Annotated in this window: 15 protein-coding genes and 6 pseudogenes; 13 read left to right on the forward strand and 8 right to left on the reverse strand. The window is 48.6% G+C overall.

The genetic code is table 11. The features are described from left to right. Positions 1-173 (forward strand): annotated as a pseudogene (locus tag C3418_RS17615) (IS1595 family transposase); the annotation flags it as partial. 58 nt (positions 174-231) lie between these two features. Here the strand turns inward: C3418_RS17615 and C3418_RS24150 are convergent. The 3 genes from C3418_RS24150 to vapB form a co-directional block, all read right to left on the reverse strand. Next, positions 232-993: a hypothetical protein gene (locus C3418_RS24150; protein WP_146054123.1), complete on the reverse strand. Its 762-nt coding sequence runs from the start codon at positions 991-993 to the stop codon at positions 232-234. A gap of 5 nt (positions 994-998) precedes the next feature. Continuing rightward, the gene (locus tag C3418_RS24155) at positions 999-1,298 is read right to left on the reverse strand and encodes a hypothetical protein (RefSeq protein ID WP_146054124.1); all 300 of its coding nucleotides are present in this window, start codon (positions 1,296-1,298) and stop codon (positions 999-1,001) included. Positions 1,299-2,011: 713 nt separating this feature from the next. Next, entirely contained in the window at positions 2,012-2,278 is a 267-nt protein-coding gene (gene vapB / locus C3418_RS17620; RefSeq protein ID WP_308457648.1) for a type II toxin-antitoxin system VapB family antitoxin, read from the reverse strand. Positions 2,279-2,370: 92 nt separating this feature from the next. Here vapB and umuD point away from each other — a divergent pair, with 92 nt between their 5' ends. After that, positions 2,371-2,793, forward strand: a complete 423-nt coding sequence (gene umuD / locus C3418_RS17625; protein ID WP_103858978.1) for a translesion error-prone DNA polymerase V autoproteolytic subunit — start codon at positions 2,371-2,373, stop codon at positions 2,791-2,793. A gap of 3 nt (positions 2,794-2,796) precedes the next feature. Continuing rightward, positions 2,797-4,068: a translesion error-prone DNA polymerase V subunit UmuC gene (gene umuC, locus C3418_RS17630; protein ID WP_103858979.1), complete on the forward strand. Its 1,272-nt coding sequence runs from the start codon at positions 2,797-2,799 to the stop codon at positions 4,066-4,068. On the opposite strand, the gene C3418_RS17635 is transcribed toward umuC, so the two are convergent. After that, positions 4,051-4,347, reverse strand: coding sequence for a hypothetical protein (locus C3418_RS17635; RefSeq protein WP_197930939.1), 297 nt, complete (start codon positions 4,345-4,347; stop codon positions 4,051-4,053). The two genes, umuC and C3418_RS17635, sit on opposite strands and share 18 nt — an antisense overlap. A 374-nt stretch (positions 4,348-4,721) precedes the next feature. On the opposite strand from C3418_RS17635, the gene C3418_RS17640 reads away from it, so the two are divergent. The 4 genes and pseudogenes from C3418_RS17640 to istB all read left to right on the forward strand — a co-directional run. Then, on the forward strand, positions 4,722-5,687 hold the full coding sequence (locus tag C3418_RS17640) for a DNA-processing protein DprA (protein WP_197930941.1): 966 nt from the start codon (positions 4,722-4,724) through the stop codon (positions 5,685-5,687). Beyond that, positions 5,684-10,360: a RecQ family ATP-dependent DNA helicase gene (locus C3418_RS17645; RefSeq protein ID WP_075114261.1), complete on the forward strand. Its 4,677-nt coding sequence runs from the start codon at positions 5,684-5,686 to the stop codon at positions 10,358-10,360. The genes C3418_RS17640 and C3418_RS17645 overlap by 4 nt, the downstream gene beginning before the upstream one ends. Continuing rightward, positions 10,357-10,842, forward strand: coding sequence for a hypothetical protein (locus tag C3418_RS17650; protein ID WP_103858981.1), 486 nt, complete (start codon positions 10,357-10,359; stop codon positions 10,840-10,842). The genes C3418_RS17645 and C3418_RS17650 overlap by 4 nt, the downstream gene beginning before the upstream one ends. A gap of 45 nt (positions 10,843-10,887) precedes the next feature. Then, positions 10,888-11,439, forward strand: a pseudogene (istB, locus tag C3418_RS17655) (IS21-like element ISAeme17 family helper ATPase IstB); the annotation flags it as partial. On the opposite strand, the pseudogene C3418_RS17660 reads toward istB, so the two are convergent. After that, positions 11,430-12,037, reverse strand: a pseudogene (locus tag C3418_RS17660) (IS1595 family transposase); the annotation flags it as partial. The pseudogenes istB and C3418_RS17660 overlap by 10 nt on opposite strands. A 1-nt stretch (position 12,038) precedes the next feature. On the opposite strand from C3418_RS17660, the pseudogene C3418_RS17665 reads away from it, so the two are divergent. Continuing rightward, positions 12,039-12,214: pseudogene (locus C3418_RS17665) on the forward strand (transposase domain-containing protein); the annotation flags it as partial. A gap of 116 nt (positions 12,215-12,330) precedes the next feature. Continuing rightward, on the forward strand, positions 12,331-13,962 hold the full coding sequence (locus tag C3418_RS17670) for a methyl-accepting chemotaxis protein (protein ID WP_103261767.1): 1,632 nt from the start codon (positions 12,331-12,333) through the stop codon (positions 13,960-13,962). 433 nt (positions 13,963-14,395) lie between these two features. Here the strand turns inward: C3418_RS17670 and C3418_RS17675 are convergent, their stop codons facing one another. The 3 genes and pseudogenes from C3418_RS17675 to C3418_RS17685 form a co-directional block, all read right to left on the reverse strand. Continuing rightward, positions 14,396-15,346, reverse strand: coding sequence for an IS1595 family transposase (locus tag C3418_RS17675; protein ID WP_103261612.1), 951 nt, complete (start codon positions 15,344-15,346; stop codon positions 14,396-14,398). 71 nt (positions 15,347-15,417) lie between these two features. Next, a pseudogene (locus tag C3418_RS17680) lies at positions 15,418-16,219 on the reverse strand (IS630-like element ISAhy2 family transposase); the annotation flags it as partial. A 150-nt stretch (positions 16,220-16,369) separates the two neighbouring features. Continuing rightward, positions 16,370-16,942 (reverse strand): hypothetical protein, encoded by a 573-nt coding sequence (locus tag C3418_RS17685; RefSeq protein ID WP_005895555.1) that lies wholly within the window; start codon positions 16,940-16,942, stop codon positions 16,370-16,372. 118 nt (positions 16,943-17,060) lie between these two features. Between C3418_RS17685 and C3418_RS17690 the strand changes: the two genes are divergently transcribed. From C3418_RS17690 to C3418_RS17705, 4 genes and pseudogenes are all read left to right on the forward strand, one after another. Beyond that, positions 17,061-17,267, forward strand: a complete 207-nt coding sequence (locus C3418_RS17690) for a helix-turn-helix domain-containing protein (RefSeq protein WP_005895552.1) — start codon at positions 17,061-17,063, stop codon at positions 17,265-17,267. A 401-nt stretch (positions 17,268-17,668) separates the two neighbouring features. Beyond that, positions 17,669-17,902 (forward strand): annotated as a pseudogene (locus tag C3418_RS24815) (DUF4172 domain-containing protein); the annotation flags it as partial. Between the two features lie 66 nt (positions 17,903-17,968). Beyond that, entirely contained in the window at positions 17,969-18,808 is an 840-nt protein-coding gene (locus tag C3418_RS17700) for a Fic family protein (protein WP_223924754.1), read from the forward strand. A gap of 301 nt (positions 18,809-19,109) precedes the next feature. After that, a complete protein-coding gene (locus C3418_RS17705; protein WP_080741060.1) occupies positions 19,110-19,460 on the forward strand; it encodes an NIPSNAP family protein in 351 nt (116 codons plus the stop codon). Positions 19,461-19,902 lie beyond the last annotated feature (442 nt).

Genomic DNA, 19,902 nt, shown 5'->3' on the forward strand with positions numbered 1-19,902 from the left:
GCAGTTGTCATAAGCTCGGAGCGAAGCATTTACCAAGGCATCTTGCTGAATACTGCTTCCGGTTTAATCATCGTTTTGACCTCAAGAGTATGTTTGTTGAATTGGGGCATGCAGTCGTGGCAAGCCCTCCGATGCCATATCGGCTCTTGAAGCTGGCTGAGGGTCATGGGTAATCAGGTTCTTTAATTACATTTCAGCATAAGTATGAGCTCTGTAACATTTATTATAGATTTAAAGCAGATCATCCACGCAACACATGCTCAATGAGCCTGGCAAGGCAGGGTTTCGCATCAAAGCCTTGCGCACATACTCATCACTATCAAAAAGTAACTCGTTCATCTGTTCAGGTTGTAGTAGCGGATTACTCGCCGCTGACATACGGATTAAAGGACGGTCATCAGAAACAAATTGAATCAACATCCTTGATGGCAATGCTCGATTACCGGCTGCCGCAGCCAAAACTCTTATATCATCGTAGTTTGTCCGCTCAAGCAATTGTATCAATAACGCTTGAGAAACCTTCGGGTTACCAGCAATACCGACACGGACATCTTCTGCTTCATCCAGAGATAACGCGTTTAATACGGATAAGGGGGTTGAGGGATTACGAGCCACATTTGCACGGACATGTCTATCAGCATCTGTGGACAATGAATTGAGTACTATTGTGGGGGTTAACGGATGTCTAGCTACGGCAACTCTCTGTACAACATTAGTATGAGTCGATAATTCACTGAGAGTGCCAGGTTGAATGACAGTACTGCTGATAGCTAATTCACTCACATCCTCGTCATCATCGTGAGCTAGTCGAGTAATGGCCTCAATAGGAGTTGCAGGATTTCCAGCGACGTAGTAACGAACACATGAATCATCATCCATTGATAGCTTGTTTAACTGCTCAGGCGTAGTCAATGGATCTCGAGCTGCCCCTATCCGCTCTTCATCTGTTAGTGGTTCCATTTCTAATGAATCATTTTTGAGGTATACATTCATATCAACTATTCCATAGTTGTATTATTGTTTGCAGAAAAATCATCCTGATAGACCTCTACCAACTCATGTTTACTAATAGCAGGGACTTGCATATTACTAAATACGATTTCTCCTGAGTCAGCATCGCGTATGAATTTCCAATCATTAAACCCTATTGTTGAGTCATCAATATAATATGGCCATTGTTCACCGATATTATCACCAAGCCAGATTAGTGCTGATACCCGATCAGCCATACTTTCTAATGAGAACCCCAACATACACATAGTTCTCTGAATTAACGAATGCAGTGAAATTCTTTCCATTGTTACTTCCATGCTACAGATAGGTCTTTGTTGTGGAGCTACGGCTATAAGACCTTATGAAATGGAAACGAATGATGCTAGTACAGTTTTCGTCAGCCAGTGTTGAGGTTGTTCCTATGCAGGTGCGCACAGCCATGATAGTGCTCGACATGTGCCAGGTAGTCCGGGGATTTCAACAAGTTGAATACCCCATTTGACAAGTTCCTGGTGGAATACTTGGCCAGATAACTAACTGGATGAGATGCACCACGCCAGTGGTGCAACATAAAAAATTGCTATCGAGCTATCCTGTCTACCAGGGAGAGCAAGCGCCGACAGCTCTATGGACAATCCTCGCTATGCGAGAATGATGTAGCCACATCGTTACCTGTTAGGTGAGAGGGGTGCGCTTTATCTATATATATAAAAACAATCCCTCTCAGCTGTGCACCTCAGCTCTAGTGCCACCAAAACACCTTCAACGAATGGTCCAATGGAAACCACGGGTAGATAACTGGATCACATGCACCACGACCAGTGGTGCAACCTAGAAAAATGGCTACTGAGCTATCCTGCCTGGGGGGCGAGTACCGACAGATCTATGAACAATCCTCGCTACGCGAGAATGATAGCCATAGCTATTCACCTTTTCAGGTGAGAGGGATACGCTTTATCTATATATATAAAAACAATCCCTCTCAGCTACGCAACTCAGTTACCCTGCTGGACCAACCTCAGAGTTTCTCTCGCTCCTGGGCGGTTGGCTGCTCACGTTCGGCCATGAAGTCGGCGCTCATACAAGGCTCATCAAACCACCTATCCCAGGACTCACCTACAGGTGTGATTATGCGAGTACGACCAACCACGACGATCTCAACATGCGTGACATCATCTGGCAGGGCCACTGCCTCGGGCAGGTATACCCCCTGGCCACGACCACACCTAAAAACTGTTGATTCCATCACGCGTCCTATGAACACAGTACCATGTGAACCGAACATAGCTAATGGGCCCGGTATGTCAACTGACACCGGATGCACACGTTATGCAATACGGCTATACTGTATATAAAAACAGTAACCAGTGAGCCACCATGTTCGCCATCCCACATCCAACCCCGGACGCTCTAGAGCTGCCGCTTTTTCTGTCCCCTGTGGTTTGCGGCTTTCCTAGCCCAGCACAGGACTATATTGAGCAAACCATAGATCTGAACCAGATCTGTATTGAGCATCCCGCTGCCACCTTCTATGTCAGGGCCAGTGGCCAAAGCATGGTGGAAAAGGGCATCAATGACGGGGATCTTTTGATCGTAGATAGGGCGCTCAAGGCCCGCCACGGCGCTATCGTTCTAGCCTGCCTTGATGGAGAATTCACTGTCAAACAGCTGCAAGAACGCCCGTTCCCTGCCCTGCTACCCGCCAATCCGGATTTCCAGCCCATCCATCTATTGGACGGGCAAGAACTAGAGATTTTTGGCGTCGTAACCTATGTACTCCACAAGACCAAACTAGGCTAAACCATGCCCAACGCCATTGCCCTCGTCGATGTGAACAACTTCTATGCGTCCTGCGAGCGCCTGTTTAGGCCAGACCTCAAGGGGCGCCCGATCGTGGTGCTATCGAACAACGACGGCTGCGTTGTGGCTCGCTCGGCAGAAGCCAAGGCGCTTGGCATCAAGATGGGTGTTCCCTACTTCCAGATCCGTCAGTTCTTCGAGGCCGTAGGCGGTGTTTGGTTCTCGAGCAACTACGCCCTCTATGGTGATATGTCACAGCGCGTAATGACCACGCTGGAAGGCATGGTGCCAACTGTCGAGGTGTACAGTGTTGATGAAGCGTTTGTTGAACTGAACGAATCCTGGGCGGGAGACCTAACAGCATATGGTCGTCAGATCCGTGAACGAATACAGCAATGGACTGGACTCACAGTCGGCGTCGGGGTCGGGCCAACCAAAACACTCGCCAAGCTGGCAAACTACGCCGCGAAGAAGTGGCCTGCGACTGGTGGAGTGGTTGATTTGCGTGATGAGGCACGTCGAGCGCGTTTGATGGCTATCACTCCGGTCGGGGAAATATGGGGAATAGGTAGAAAACTGACCACCAGGCTCGAAGCGCACGGGATCAATAGTGTGGCGGACCTAGTCGCTGTCGATGGTAAAAACCTACGGCATCGTTATGGGGTCGTTGTTGAGCGAACCGTGCTAGAGCTACGCGGCTATCCATGCGCCAGCCTAGAGCAGGACACACAAGCCAAACAGCAGATCATCTGCTCCCGATCATTCGGTGAACGGATCACACACATGAATTCCATGCATCAAGCCCTCGCAGGATATATGGAACGTGCAGCTGAAAAACTCCGGGCAGAGGGAATGTGCTGTCGCCATGTCACCCTATTCATTCGTACCACCCCCTTCAATGACAAAGAGCCCTACTACGGCAACCACGTGAGCACCAAGCTGGCTGTGCCTACCAACGATACTAGGGAGCTGCTGGGAGTGATCCACTCACAGCTCTCTCATATCTGGCGGGATGGGCACCGCTACCAAAAAGGGGGCGTGATGCTAGCCGACTTCACTCCTATCGGCAGCCAGCAGGGAGATTTGTTCGACCATCATCAACATAAGCCCCGCAGCCAGGACCTAATGCAGATGATCGACCGAATCAACCAGGGACGATTAGGAAAAATTCATTTTGGAGCTCGTGGGAGAGACAACAGTGATTGGATTATGAGGCGTGAAAAACTCAGTCCCCGCTATACCACGGCATTAGACGAATTACCCATTGCAAAGTGACAACCCGGATTTGCACTCAGCAAGGCGCTCTTGCGCCATCATTAATTCGCAACCGGTGATTCGGTCAACGCCTTTCACATCACGCATTGGTGGTTTAATCTCATGTCCGTTGAGCATTCCAGTTAGCATCCACTGCCGCAGTTGGCCCAATGAGAGCCCCAATTGCCTGGCAGCATCCAGCATTCGCCATGGCAGCTTAAATTGCAGATCGTCGGACACAGGGTCAGAGTTACCAGCCTGCAATTTTAACAAAGCCCGGTGAGCAAGGGTCTCTGCCATTGATCCAAACCGCGCTTCGCTATGGGACTTTCTGCCCTAAGTAGCTTGCCTGCCACAGGCCACGAGATGGTTGAACTGTAACGCTACCGGAACTAAATGGTTTACTCATTACACACTCTATCCTCTATAAAGGCCCAGTATGAGCGACTCGGATTGTCTCAAGCCCCTATCCGAGTCGCTCAGTATATACATTTCAAATTCTGCATAAAGAGTATGCCCATCCGGCTCGACTTGGAGCTAGTCCGATGCCATATCGGCTCTTGAAGCTGGCTGAGGGTCATGGGAAATCAGGTTAGTTTATGTTGTTTTCTCGGTAGAATACAATTAGTCTGTACGAATAATGGACTAAAAACGGTCGTTTTTTGGGGGGGGATGTGAACATTGTAGATGCTCTTGTTCTTAAGAAATTAATGAGCGTTGGTGATGAAACGGTTCTGTCGATCTTAAAGTTTTCAGCGTATAGCGGAGTGTCAACGCTCGAAGAACTGGTACACCATTCCTCCAATCTAAAAATCTCAAATGTTAAATCTCGAGCAGCTCTCGAAAGTTTCTTCAACGCTGCGAACTTCCAGGCTCTCAGGGACGAAGTACAAGCTGAGATTGATTCGTTCAAAAATAAAGGAGTTGAGATTGTTCTCTTCGGTTCGAAAACCTATCCAATCTCGTTATACAATCTCCCGAAACCTCCTCCCTTTCTTTACTGCAAAGGCAATCTGAAGCTCTTAGAGAATAGGCTTTCTATAGCTGTTGTAGGAACTCGTGAAAACACCCCCAAGGGTGAAACCATAACGATTAAAACTATTCAAAAGTTTGCGACTTATGGTTTCACGATAGTCAGTGGACTTGCACTGGGTATCGATACAATTGCTCATCGCGCTGCATTAGACGCCAAAACCTCAACGATTTCTGTTCTTGTCGATGTGGATTCTATTTCTCCCACAAGTAATCGAGAACTCGCTCAGGAAATTTTGGATACGGATGGACTTCTAGTTGCGGAGAATGCTCCAGGAACCAAAGCAATACCTGCGTTCTTTGCTAAGCGAGACAGGATACAAGCAGGTTTATCTACTGCCGTCTTTGCTATTGAAACTTCGATAGATGGTGGGACGATGCACGCAGTCAAATCTGCTCTCTCTATGGAGCGTCCTGTCTTCGTTCCTGACGCACAGAAAGCTAGGTATCCAGATCTTACTATCAAGGCAATTTCAGGAACGCAACATCTAGTTAACGAAGGAAAGGCGATACCCTACACGAGCGAATCTTATGAAGATATTCAGCTTCAATTAAAAGACATCGCGAGTTCATTTAGATCGTTGAAATCAAACGGTGGCCTGCTGTGATAAAGGTCATCGTCCTCGATCTTGATGACACGCTTATTGATACATCAAGCCTCGAACCATTTCGGTCAGCTGGCCGATGGAGAGACATACACAGGTACTTTAATGGTTGTGCCGTTTATCAGGGCGTTGTCGGCCTTGTTACAACGGCTCGGTCAGTTGGAATCAAGGTTGCTATCTTCTCGAATGCGCCTTCGAATTACGTTCAGGGTCTACTCAAACACTTCAGTATCTCTGTTGATTATGTAGTAGCCTACCATGATGTAACGCAGCATAAGCCGAGCCATGAGGGCGTTACTCGTATTCTCGAGTATTTCGGTGTTAGCGCCGACGAGTCAATTTATTTAGGAGATAGCAACCTAGATCGAGACGCTGCTTTCAATGCAGGAGTTGAGTTTTTCTCAGTAGATTGGGGTTCTGCCTCGGAGATCGATTCGTCACATAAGGGAGTAAGCAATCTCTCCGAGCTTATTGGAAAAAACTCGACACCGAGTTCCGCAACAACGGGACGTTCTGAGTTAATACAATCTGGAAATAAACTTCATCTGGGATTCTATTTAGATGGTGTCAAACAGGAAGTTTGGTCTTTCAAAGATAACAAGAATCCTTCTGTACGCCGCTGGGTTAACAAGACTGTTGAGCTAGCTCCTTCATTTCCAGTTATAGATATTGTTGTTCGAGCGTTAGGTCACGCTGAGCTTAGGGCTGAAGATGGCGATAAAGCATTAGATACCTTGGGCAAGTCGCTGGCTGTTGCTTTAGGGGCTACTTACCAACCTAAGATATTAGAGAAAAAGCACGTATTAGTTAAATCGACTAATTGCAGTGCAGTACAAAGACGACAGCAGGTCGGAGGGGCCTATAAAGCCGAAGTTGATTCAATAGAAGCGAATTCAAATCCGACATTTCTTATCGTTGACGACGTATTAACTTCGGGGGCTACAACTGATGAGATAACACGCTGTCTATCTCAAGCTTTCCCGAATTCAAGTATTTACATTTTTACGTTGGTCAAAACTCTCTATAGATTAGAGCTAAGTACTGACAGCATTGAACAACAGCACAATAACCAACTATTTTCAGATTTGTACAACCCAATCATCGACTCGCTGGCGGATGAAAGTGAACTATCTGGATATGTCAGGCCGAAGTCTAGTCGTAGGCTTGTAAGCAAGAAGTTTTCTGCTAACTACGCGAGAACCAACCATAACTTCATTTTCCATAATCTTCTCAACTATTCTATCTCGTCTGAAGTGGCGTCTGGTCAGCTATTTGGAGCAATTCAAGTTCTTAAAAACATACTTCAGAGAGGGAAGCCTACAATAGCCTCGCGAAAACTGAGGAAAGCATTTGGCATTGAGCTGGAACAGAGCGCTCTTAATACACCAGCTCAGGCTCTTTTGTCAGATAAGTCAGTTTTTTGGAACAGATTAATTCGAGGCAACAAACAGTCTGGAAGCTACCCAGCGAAAAGGTTTTTTGATGAGCTGATTCCGAAGTATTTCGGTAAGTACATTTTTGTAAAACAGCTAATGCTCCCTGAAGTCCAGATTTACGATATGACTCAGGTCTACGTTGAACAATTCCAGAACCGACAGGTAGATTTTTACATTCCTCAAGTTGGTTTAATTATTGAGATAGACGGTCAGCAACACCAAAATTCTCAGCAGTTAGATGAGATGAGGGATTTGTTTACTGAAACCCAGGGACTGAAGACTGTTCGGTTCACTGTTCAAGAACTGGCATCTGAGAACCAGTCATTTATCAGTAAGATAAATTCGATTATTTCTCACATTCAGATCGTAGATGGCCTAGAGCGTGACGGTGTCCTAACGCCTCCTAATGGTATTTCTTTATTGAATTACCAAGAGGTTTATGAAAATGGAGCTGATGTTACCGACCCACGATTGAGGCTGACCTCGGCGTTGCGTTTCCAGTTACTGTTATTGGAGCTTCTTGAACGCGGTCAGATCAGACTAGGAGAGTTGAAAAAACTATTCATAGTCAATCGTGATGGCACAGATTTTGCTGAAGCGGCACTAGACGACCTGAACGATTTGTTATCGAATCTCTTGCGTCTCATTGGTATTGAAGAAAGGCGAATTGAAGTAGCGCTGATCGAATCAGATGAGCTTCCGAGCGAACGGTCTGGTGAAAATATATTCATCGACTTCAGCATACTGGAGCGTTATGACGATTCCTTTCAAGTTAACAAAGACGTCATATATTCACGTACGGATTACTTCGATTTCTATCGATACTTCGAAGATTCTGATGCTGTTTCAATAGAAACCAGTCAATTAATTGACTATGACTTCTTCGAGCTTTCATGCAGTGATCCCATTGCCTACAAGCTAGATCTTAGCCCAGGCAGCGAGCAGCGAGAGTCTCTGAGATACTTCCTCAGCAACCTGTTTCTACCATACCTAGAGGATGTAGATTTCAGGGAAGGGCAGGTTGGTATCATAGGATCTGCACTTTCGAGAAACGGCACAATAGGATTGTTGCCTACAGGTTCGGGTAAGTCGATTTGCTACCAGCTGTCTGCGGTTCTGCAACCAGCTGTTAGCTTTGTCGTGTGTCCGATAAAGAGTTTGATGTATGACCAGAAAGCCGATTTGGATAGCATCGGCTTCACTCGAAGCAATTTTATTACTAGTGATTTGAAGGCAGGAGAGAAGGCCAAAGTTCAGAGCGATTTCGGACGTGGTAAGTACTTCTTCGTTTTCATATCGCCTGAGCGATTCCAAACCCATGCGTTTAGAAAAGAGATGTTGGCTATCGGACTAGATCTCTCATTTGCCTACGCGGTGATCGATGAAGCTCACTGTTTGTCTGAGTGGGGGCATGATTTCAGGACGTCTTATCTTAACCTGGCAAATACAATTGGACGGTTTGCTCCCAGTGCAATTTATATAGGCCTAACTGCAACCGCATCAGTTAACGTCCTAAAGGATATTCAAACAGAGTTTGATATCCCCGATGATTTTGTCCGCACACCCATGGACTTCACTCGCGAGGAACTCTCATTCCACGTTATCGACGATAAAGGCCGCAAAGTTGATGCAGCCGTCGAACTTGTTTCTGAAATGGAGCGTAAATGGAATTCCGACGGGGAATATGGCAATAAGGCGGGAATCATATTCACTGCCACCGTCAACGGGTCTAAGGGTTGTCATAGCTTAGCGGGCCGAATTTCAACACTCTTGAATATGGATGTTAGATATTTTTCGGGGTCTGCTCCGAAAATGGGGGTATTACAGGGAGAGGCTTTCGATAGATATAAGCGCCAAGTTCAAGACGATTTTAAAGAAAATAAATACCGCCTACTTACTGCTACTAAGGCATTCGGAATGGGCGTGAATAAGGGGAATATTGCCTATACGGTTCACTTCGGAATACCTGGGTCGATGGAAGCCTTGTATCAGGAAGCAGGCAGGGCAGGGCGAGATAAAAAATTATTCAAGGAAGTACCCGCAGATTGCTATGTGCTTCTCACAAAAGAGCCCAATTCAGCTATTCTCGACAAGATTTGGGACGCTAGTACGAACGTCAAAGATCTGAAGGAGTACGTGAAGTTATTGAGTCGAGATAGCGACCTGAACACAAATCTGTTCCTGATGACAAACAGCTTGGACACAATCAATGATGAGTTCAAGTTGATGGCAAACGTATACGAATTCTTTAAGTACAATCAGGAACACAACACGGTGACCATTACTGCCAGGCAGTTTGGTACGGAAAAGTATAAATTGGAAAAGGCTATCTACCGTCTTTCTCAATTAGGTATTGTTTCTGACTGGGTAATCGAAGACTTTTTTAATGGCACGCTCTATGTCGAGTTCCAGTGCCTATCGGAAGAAGGTCTTGAAAATAAAATTGAGCATACCGTCAGAAAGTATGATCCTGAGTTCAAACTCGCGGATGTGTTCAGTAGTGATAACCAGTACTACAAAATTCTCTGCGACAAGTTAAGAAAAGGGTCTATCGATAAATCGCAATTTATCTTTCTTGTTCTTTTACTCTGGTCCTATGACCATTTTGTCTACAACCGTCGCCAGTCACAGAAGAACGTTTATGAACAATGTAGTTTATTCGCTGAAGGCAGGATGGACGACAAAGAATTTAAGGAGAAGCTAGAGGGTTATTTCAGGCACGACAAGTCGAGCCAACTTCTGCTCAATATGGCTGAGAATTCTGTGTCGGCGAAGATATGGCCATCAGTATTTTTTGAAACTGATGAAGAAGAGCGCACGGAACATCTAGTAGGCAGCGAGAAGATGACGCTCCTACGAGGTCAACTTTCTCGATTCCTAGAGTCATACAAAGATAATGCATTCTTGAACTACTTGAGCGGTGTACTGCGACTAGCTTCCGATGAGTTTGATGATGCAGATGGAGAGCGAAGAATGGCAGCGTCTTTTGATCGATTGATTAGTGATAATAGGGATGAAGCACTAGAGCTGGTCCGAAAAACTATGCAGCTAAAGCCAATGTTCTCTGAAAATGCGCGAAGCCGCTTTGCTCGTTTGGTCCATGAGAAATTTGATGATTTGGATGTTCTTGGGGAGGTAAATGAAGAGCTAGGGGATCCGTTCTCCTATCACACTTTGTTAGCTCCACTAGCAAATAGGCTTGAAAAACTTACCAGCCAATACAAGGGGATTAATTGGTGAATGACATACAGAAACTACACCGAGTAATCGATTCACTCGAAGAGCAATCGGAGCAAGTGGCAGAGTTTAATGGCCTGTTAAGCGCAGTTAACGATGCAAGAACAGAGATAGAGGCTGCGAAATCAACCCTCGCAAATCTAGCTACTGAACAGGGTGAATGGGTTACGAAGAACTCGAATAAATTTGAAGAGTTTGAAGGTCGCCTGACGTCACTTAATGACCTTCTAGGCCAGATCAAAGATGAACAGTTTAAACTAAGGCGTGACGTAGCAGCCTTGACGTTCGTAACACCTGATCAGTTTGAACAAGGCCGCGCAGCAATTGATAGCTGCATTGCTAAACAATTTGGCGAATTGAACAGTAAGTTAGAGGCTGTGGCGGAGTCTCAGAAAAGATCGATAAGTGGGCTACGAGCCATAGTTGTTTTAGGTATATTGGTGTTGGCTGGAGGTATCGGACTTCTGACTATGAACATGGTTTAATTTTCAGATTACCATTCAGTTTTTAATTGTAATCAATAAGTTGGCTTCGGCTTTGCCAGTGGCGCACCTCGCAGCCAGTTGCAGGAGTTGGCCAGCCTAGCTTTTATAGAGCGTAGCGAAAACATAGTGCTGCTGGGCCCAAGCGGAGTGGGCAAGACGCATCTTGCCATCGCACTGGCCTATCGGGCTCTGATGGCTGGCATCAAGACCAGATTTATCAGCGCAGCAGACCTGATGTTGCAGCTGCAAGCAGCTCAACGACAGGAGCGGCTTAAAGCCTACTTCAGCCGTGTCGTGATGGGGCCGCGTTTACTGGTGATCGATGAGATAGGCTACTTGCCGTTTGGGCGTGAGGAAGCAAACCTGTTTTTCAATGTGATCGCCAAACGTTATGAGAAAGGGAGCCTGATCTTGACGAGCAATCTGCCCTTTAGCCAGTGGGCCAGCACCTTTGCCGATGATCAGACACTGACGGCAGCTATGCTCGATAGACTGTTACATCATGCACACATCGTTCAGATCAGCGGTGAAAGCTATCGTTTGAAAGAGAAACGCAAAGCGGGGGCCACACCCAAAACCAATCCTGATTACCCATGACCCTCAGCCAGCTTCAAGAGCCGATATGGCATCGGAGGGCTTGCCACGACTGCATGCCCCAATTCAACCAACATGCTCTTGAGGTCAAAACGATGATTAAACCGGAAGCAGTATTCCGCAAGATGCCTTGGTAAATGCTTCGCTCCGAGCGTATGGCAACTGCCCCGCAGCGAGTTTTTCACATTTCCTATCATCGTGTTTACCCAGTTGAATGCCGGATGATCCAGCCAGTCCAGGTTGCCCCCGGTGACAACACCCAGGTGCTCACAATTGGCCTCCTTGACCACTTTGAAACAGGCCAATCCATCGGATATCACCGCGCTACCACTGGCAATATGCCGTTTTGCCCAATCAGCAATGACGTTTTGAAACCATCGACCACCGTCATCCGCATCTTGATTGGATGCCCTCCCTTGTTCAGGGCCACTGCTGCCACAAACGGCGTCTTGCCTGCCACGCCCCGACCCCGTTTGCCACCACGGCGCTCGCCACCTCAGTAGACATCATCGAGCTGAATGATGCCGCTGATGGGCTGCTTGTCATCGGACTCTTTCATGGCTTGCAGCAGCTTGTGCTTGAGCATCCAGGCGGTGTCATATTACTCGTTGCTGGAGACCGCCAAAGCCAATCAACTGGAGCCGTCAGCGTATATCAATTATGTGCTGCGCGGATCGGCGAAGCGGACAGCCTGGAAAAGCTGGAAGCGCTGCTACCGTGGAATGTGGCGCTGGAGCCGATTTCAAAAAAAGTGGTGCAATACAACGAAGGCAAGTAGGTCGATTTAACGGCGCTTACGGTGTATGCTACGCCGCCCCCGGTGACGACACCATTACGGTGTCAGGCTCCATGGGGCGCTATATAGGTACAGATTCAGGTCATGAAGGGGCAAGTATGTCCATACAAGGTTCGTTGAGAGCACAGTTACTGGCGTTGTTGGGCGGAAGTATTCTTCTTCTCGTCATCATCTCGTTGTTATGTTTCCGTCTGCTGGAGCACGGGGTCGAAGATTATCAATCCCTGGTTAACAGCACGCTGCAAGAGTCGACGCTGGTTGAGCGGGCCAATCTGGAGTTCAAGAGCCAGGTTCAGGAGTGGAAAAATGTCCTGCTGCGCGGCAAGGATCCGGAGGCTCTGACCAAGTATTGGACCCGGTTTGAAGAGCAGGAGCGTGCGGTCAACCAGACGCTGGCGCAACTGAGCCAGTTGGCCGGGCAGTGGCAGGATCAGGAGTTGGTTGCCCAGGTGCGGAGCCTGAGTGATGAACATCAGAAACTCGGGCTGGCCTATCGTCAGGGCAAAGAGAAGTTTGTTGCCGCTCAGGGCGACCCGACTGTGGGGGATCAGGCGGTGAAGGGTATCGATCGGGCAACCAGCGAGCAGATGGAGGCTCTGGTCAAGCATCTGCATGAAGAAGGCAATCGTCAGGCCCAAGCCATTAGTGAGGAGACCCGCAGCCAAGCCATTCTCGGCGTGGTATTCCTGATTGTGGCGTCATTACTGGTGGGGGTGCTCAGTCTCTGGTTGGTGAATCGCCAACTGCTGGTGCCGATCAAGGCGCTCACCGACTTCATTATCCAGTTGAGCCATGGCAAGTTTGATCGACCCTTTGCGCTGCAACGGCAGGATGAACTAGGTGCCCTGGCCAAGGCCGCCAATACCCTGCGCGATTTCTTGGGGACGACCTTTTCCCAGCTCAAGTTGAGTGGCGAGCAGCTGGATAGTGCCAGCCATGAACTCAAGGAAATCTCAGGGTTGATGGCCAAGGGCACCCAGGATCAATTCTCCCGCACCGATATGGTGGCTACCGCGATGCACGAGATGTCGGCGACGGCGCAGAATGTCGCGGAGAATGCCGCATCGGCCGCCCAGGCGACGGATCAGGCGGACCATACGGCTCACGAAGGCGAGCAAGTGATGCAGGACACCATAGGCGGCATTGCCCAGATGGGTAAAGAAATTGACAACACGGCTGGCGTTATAAAACAACTGGATGAAGATAGCCGCCGCATCAGTACCGTGCTGGAGGTGATCCGTTCCATTGCCGAGCAGACCAACCTGCTGGCCTTGAATGCGGCGATTGAAGCGGCGCGGGCCGGTGAGCAGGGTCGCGGCTTCGCCGTGGTCGCGGACGAGGTTCGTACCCTGGCCAAGCGCACGGCGGACTCTACGGCGGAAATCAACCAGATCATCGCCAAGGTACAGCGTGGCACCCAGGAAGCGGTACAGGCGATTGGTAGTAGCCAGCAACTCAGCCAGCAGAGTATCGAACAGGTGACGGTCGCGGGTCGCAAGTTGCAGAGCATCACGAGCTCCATCAGCCAGATCCACGGCATGAACCAGCAGATCGCCACCGCCGCCGAGGAGCAGACGCTGGTGGTGGAAGATATCGCCCGCAACCTGGTGGATATCAAAACCATCGCCACCGAGAACGAAGAGAACGCCCACCGCACCCAGGGTGCCAGCGACCAGTTGCATCAAACCGCGGTCGACCTCAACCGCGCCATGCAAAAGCTGATGGCCTAAATCAAAACCGGGCCCCGCGGATAGCGGGGCCCGGTTTTTCCTAAACAGATGCAAACGGCTTCCCCTAGCGCATCCCAGGGCGGGATCGCACTTTGTTAATGAAATTTCTGATTACCCATGACCCTCAGCCAGCTTCAAGAGCCGATATGGCATCGGCGGGCTTGCCACGACTGCATGCCTCAATTCAACAAACATAAAAATCAAACAGGCTGTAGCCTTTCTGGAATTGGACTTTGCTTTTGGCCATGATCTCGTACCTCAGTAACTGTACGTAAGATCAGTATAGCTCGTGGTGACTGCTAATCATGGGTAATCAGGAAACCAATTAACCCCATGTCCGGGTGGATCACTTTTCAATCGGCGAAATTAGCCAGAGTGGATCAGTTTTCGGTCGGCGTTGACACGTAACAAATTTTTATATTTACCTTCCTGATTACCCATGACCCTCAGCCAGCTTCAAGAGCCGATATGGCATCGGAGGGCTTGCCACGACTGCATGCCCCAATTCAACCAACATGCTCTTGAGGTCAAAACGATGATTAAACCGGAAGCAGTATTCCGCAAGATGCCTTGGTAAATGCTTCGCTCCGAGCGTATGGCAACTGCCCCGCAGCGAGTTTTTCACATTTCCTATCATCGTGTTTACCCAGTTGAATGCCGGATGATCCAGCCAGTCCAGGTTGCCCCCGGTGACAACACCCAGGTGCTCACAATTGGCCTCCTTGACCGCTTTGAAACAGGCCAATCCATCGGATATCACCGCGCTACCACTGGCAATATGCCGTTTTGCCCAATCAGCAACGGACTTGGTTTTGAAACCATCGACCACCGTCATCCGCATCTTGATTGGATGTCCTTCCTTGTTCAGGGCCACTGCTGCCACAAACGGCGTCTTGCCTGCCGCGCCCCGACCCCGTTTGCCACCACGGTGCTCGCCACCCCAGTAGACATCATCGAGCTGAATGATGCCGCTGATGGGCTGCTTGTCATCGGACTCTTTCATGGCTTGCAGCAGCTTGTGCTTGAGCATCCAGGCGGTGTCATATTTGACGTCCAACTGGCGCTTTAGCTCCATCGCTGACAAGCCAGTTTTGGTCTGTGACAGCAGCTGCATCGCCAGAAACCACTTGGTCAGTGGGAGTTTTGTGTTTGCAAAAATCGTGTTTCCAGTCAATGACATCTGGTGACGGCAGTTATTGCATTGCAGCACGCGTGGCCGACTTTTCAGGCGACAGCAGGTCTTGTTGGCGCACTCAGGACAGATGAAACCGTTCGGAAAACGCCAAGCAAGCAGCGCGTTTTCGCACTGCGCTTCAGTGCCATAGTCCTTGAAAAAATCAAACAGGCTGTAGCCTTTCTGGAATTGGACTTTGCTTTTGGCCATGATCTCGCACCTCAGTAACTGTACGTAAGATCAGTATAGCTCGTGGTGACTGCTAATCATGGGTAATCAGGTTTGTGAATGATGTAGTTATCGAGGATCAACGTGATGGTTTTGGCTCGTCGGTAGTGGTGGCGCAGCTTTTCCAGCATGGCAATAAACAGCGATGAGTTTTTCTAGATCCCGCTGACGTAAAGTACCCTTCCGTTGCCTGCGTGGAGAACGCCTGCCAGATAATGCTTGGCATTCTGCCCCGGTGTGACAATCCGCTTTTGCTGCGCTCTGAACATCCAGTCGGCTCCTAATTTGGGATTGAGGTCTATATCGACTTCATCCTCATAAAACACCGGATTATCGGCATCACAGCGGGCCAGCGCGGCGTCGATATTCGCCATTTTTTCCTGATAGGCTGGGTCTTTTATCCGCAAGGTCGGCACGGGCCTGCGCCAGACAATGCCCATACGAGGTAACCATCGGCGGAGCGTGGAGGCTGCCACATTGAGCCCTGTTAATCGATTGATTTTTATATGCCAATAGTTCAGTACACCAACGGCTGCGCTGATAACCAAAATCTTGCGGAGAAAACTGCATGAGCAGCACCAGTAAGGTGACAATCTTGGCGATAGGTAAGACTGGGGCACGGCCAGCCGGTAAGGCTTCTAGCGCATCTATGCCTTCATCTCGATACCACCGAAGCCAACGACCGATGGTCGAGCGCGCAGCGCCGGTAAGGTGATGAACATCGGTGATCGTGCGTCCTTCATGTAACAGCAAGATGGCCATCAAGCGACGAGCATGTCCTTTATCACGGGTGGCATGGATGATTTTGTGAATGCGGCGCCGTTGTGGTCGTGGCAGAGGTGGTAGGATAGGCATCAACTCAGTCCTTTGGGTGTGGCTTGTTTTGTTTAGCGACTAATGAGATCGCACAAACTGGACTGAGTTCCCTTCCTCCGGTGATCTACTATTCGGAACAGCTATTTAGCCCTTTGATTCTGAGACACGTCTATCGATTCTGGCCGTTCATCAAGAGGCACTTCTAAACGCAATCAACCCCCTCAAAAGCCTCTCCACGGCCTCCAGCCTGCCCCGCAAATCGCGTTTCTCTGCAACGGTATTGCTGATGGCACTTTCAATCGCTGGATCCAATATGGAGAAGTCCACTCTTAATTGCTGGTACTCAGCGAGCATTGAATCACATTCCTGCAACCCCTTACGGTAGTGCTGTGCTCTCGCGATCAGTCCTTCCAGGACGGATTCATACGTTTCCGACTTACGCTCCTTACCCGATTCCGTTACAAGCGCACAAGGCCCAATAAATTCCTCTTTGAAATGCACTTCATCGAACTTGGGAGTCCTGATGAAATGAGAACAGCGCTTCCCATCATCAACATGCTTCCTTTTTAGAAGTCCCTTATTTACGAGCTTGATCAGATGCCGATAAATGAAGGTATAACGATAACGCCGCTGACGTATCTGCGATTCTGCTTTGTCACCAAAAATGGCATTTACAAATCCTATCGCAGTGAAGTCATCCATCTGCCATCGAATGAGTGCGGTGTAGAGCGCGGTTGGTAACCACACGGTCTGGGAGCTCATAAGTAATCCTGGGCCTCGAACGAAAACACTTAGTGGAAATCTAAACTCGTTTGCGGATTATAATCCGTGGTCGTTAGCCAGACAACCAGAGATAGTGCTCGCCAGCGAGAGGCGAGACATGCAAGAGCTAGCAAAAAAATTTGGTGATGCTGTACGTGATAGACGGCTTCAATTGGGCGTATCGCAAGATGCACTCGCATATGCGGCCGAAATTGATAGAAGCTACGTAGGACGAATTGAGCGTGGTGAGGTCAATGTCACCCTGGAAAAGGCTTATCGTCTTGCCAGGGTTATGGGGTGTGACATTCGCGATCTGCTGCCATAGATATATTTGCCAAATAATTATCTCTTCACCCAGATAAAACTAAATTTCCCTATAATTATTCACAGTGATGGCATAGCGAGTACCATCAGGCATATGAGTGAGCAGACCTAAGGGCATCTGCGTGTGCGTGGCTTCATGCAGCGCAAGCTGCAAGCTCCCAAAAAGCATTCGAAACGAAAACGAGCTCCCGCCTTGTCTATCTACTGGTTGCTGTAGCGCCACACAGCAGCAATACATCCAGTTTTTCATTAGCTCCGGTCTGAGATTTTCAGCCTGTATCTCCATCCTCATTACCAGCTCTGCTGTTCTGCTGCATGTGTTATATTCGGCTCAAACATTGAGCCGAATGATGGGCTGGGTCGGCTCATTATTGAGACCCTAGCATGTTGGATGAGGAAATAATGGAACCATTGTGGATTTGGCAACAAGCAGATTGGCCCCATTTTCGTTGGCAGGATAGCGAGATATTGCCCAGATTACGGCACGTTCAACGCAGGCAGGGAATTCTAATCGGTCGTCATTCCAGGTTGGGGAACTCCGACCAAGCGTTAGATACGTTACTGGCTAACATCATCTCCTCATCCGCTATCGAAGGCGAACGCCTCAATGCCCAATCTGTGCGTTCCTCCCTTGCTCGGCGGTTAGGTGGGCCACAAACTCAGTCATATCCAGTATCAGAGCGCTCAGAGGGGCTCGCGGCCATGATGTTGGATGCCATCGACAATCATGAACAACCACTGAGTATAGAACGCCTTTACCAATGGCATCGTTGGCTGTTCCCCGTCAACGAATGGTCGGTGCAGCCAGTGAATGTAGGACAGTTGCGAGGAGATGAGCCGATGCAGGTTGTCTCTGGGCGTGTTGATCGCCCCATCGTGCATTTTGAGGCACCGCCCAGAGCAACTCTGGACGATCAACTGGCCGATTTCACCCTCTGGTTTAACCAGACTCGGCATGATCCCACGATAGATCCCCTTCTTCGTGCGGCGATTTGCCATCTCTGGTTTCTGACCCTGCACCCCGTTGATGATGGCAATGGGCGGTTAGCGCGGGCACTGACCGATCTCGCGCTGTCACAGGCTGACAGCCACAGCATGCGGCTGTATGCCATGCCAGTTGCTATTCTAGAGCTGCGGGGTGACTACTATCGAGCGCTTGAGTCAGCGCAGAAGGGCTCGTTGGATATTACCTCCTGGATCTGTTGGTTTCTCGACACACTGGATTTCTCCATAGAGCTGGCATTACAAAGTATCGCCCGTAGCCTTGCCACGGCATCTTTCTGGCAGCGGCACTGTCATGACGGCCTGAGCCCAGAGCAAACCAAAGTGATTAACCGCCTACTGGATGGCGGCGAACAGGGTTTTGAAAATGGCATCAGTGCCAGTCAATATCAAAAAGTCGCCGGAGTCAGTAAGCCCACGGCCACACGCCATCTTGCGCAATTGCTGGATAGGGGGTGCATTGAGAAATTACCTGGTGGCGGACGCAGTACACGCTATCAGATCCGCTGGGGAGATATTGGCTTCACGATGGGAGTCTGAAAAGACTCTATCTGTTAAATTGTTTGGACTCTCCCTGCGGGAGTTGTTTTAATTTGGTGGATTAGAGCCTCTATTGACGAACTAATAAAGCACATAAATTAAATTTTGACGCCATGATGAGTGCCGTCAGGCATATGAATGAGCAGATAAGATGGCATTCTCTTGGGTGTGGCCCCATGCAGCGCAAGCTGCGGAAATCCCCGCGATAAATCTAGTTACGGGCATCTCACCTTTTAATGTATTTTTGAGAAACCTCATGTACAGTATCCGTATCTATTTAAGTTGATATGAAGGATCTTTAATGAGAACGGTCGAGTTTCTCCAGTACACTTTACAGCCAAGTACAGGTAATGAATTTCATCAGATCATGCGAAGTGTCAGCGTTCCTTTGCATCAGGCCGCAGGAATTGATGTAGTCACTTATGGTCAGTCGCAACATGATCCAGACAGCTATGTTTTGATTCGAGCCTTTGATAACCCTGAGCATAGGGAAAAATCTCTTGATGCCTTTTACCAAAGCGATATTTGGCGCAATGGCCCAAGAGAGGAAATTATTAACAGCATTGCTGTTAGTGTTATGTCTGTTGTGTCGATGGAGTCAGCGACTATTGATGCTCTTCGTCAGACCAGCTACACCTCTATGTCTGTCTAGGAATAATGACACATTCTGTTAGATAGATTCAGAAGCAATAGCTCGGATTGCTTCGTAAGATGCTGTCTGTATGAAACCATTTAATCCATGTTGGATTATGAAAAATTAAATATTGACGCCATGATGCGTACCATCTGGCATATGGACAAATAAACTCAGCCGACAGTCTTGGCTCTCCACTGACCTTTTGAGCGACAACAAACTATCGAGAACATCGGGAGCAATTTCAGGAACATCACCAGGCCCGAGATTTGAAAGCAGTTTGGTCACACTGAGACGTACCATTTGCTCTTCGGCAAGAGCCTTGGCTCTCTGTGCGTATTCCGGCGAAGTTGAACAGCCATTCCGGCCAACGTGAACACCCTGATCCTTAACGCGCTCACGTCACCCCGTTTCTAACTCGAGTGTTCAGATTGGGTCAACTCACTTCTCCTCTTTCTCA

It is taken from the genome of Aeromonas sp. ASNIH8 (assembly GCF_002919855.1).
Classification (GTDB): Bacteria; Pseudomonadota; Gammaproteobacteria; order Enterobacterales; family Aeromonadaceae; genus Aeromonas; species Aeromonas caviae.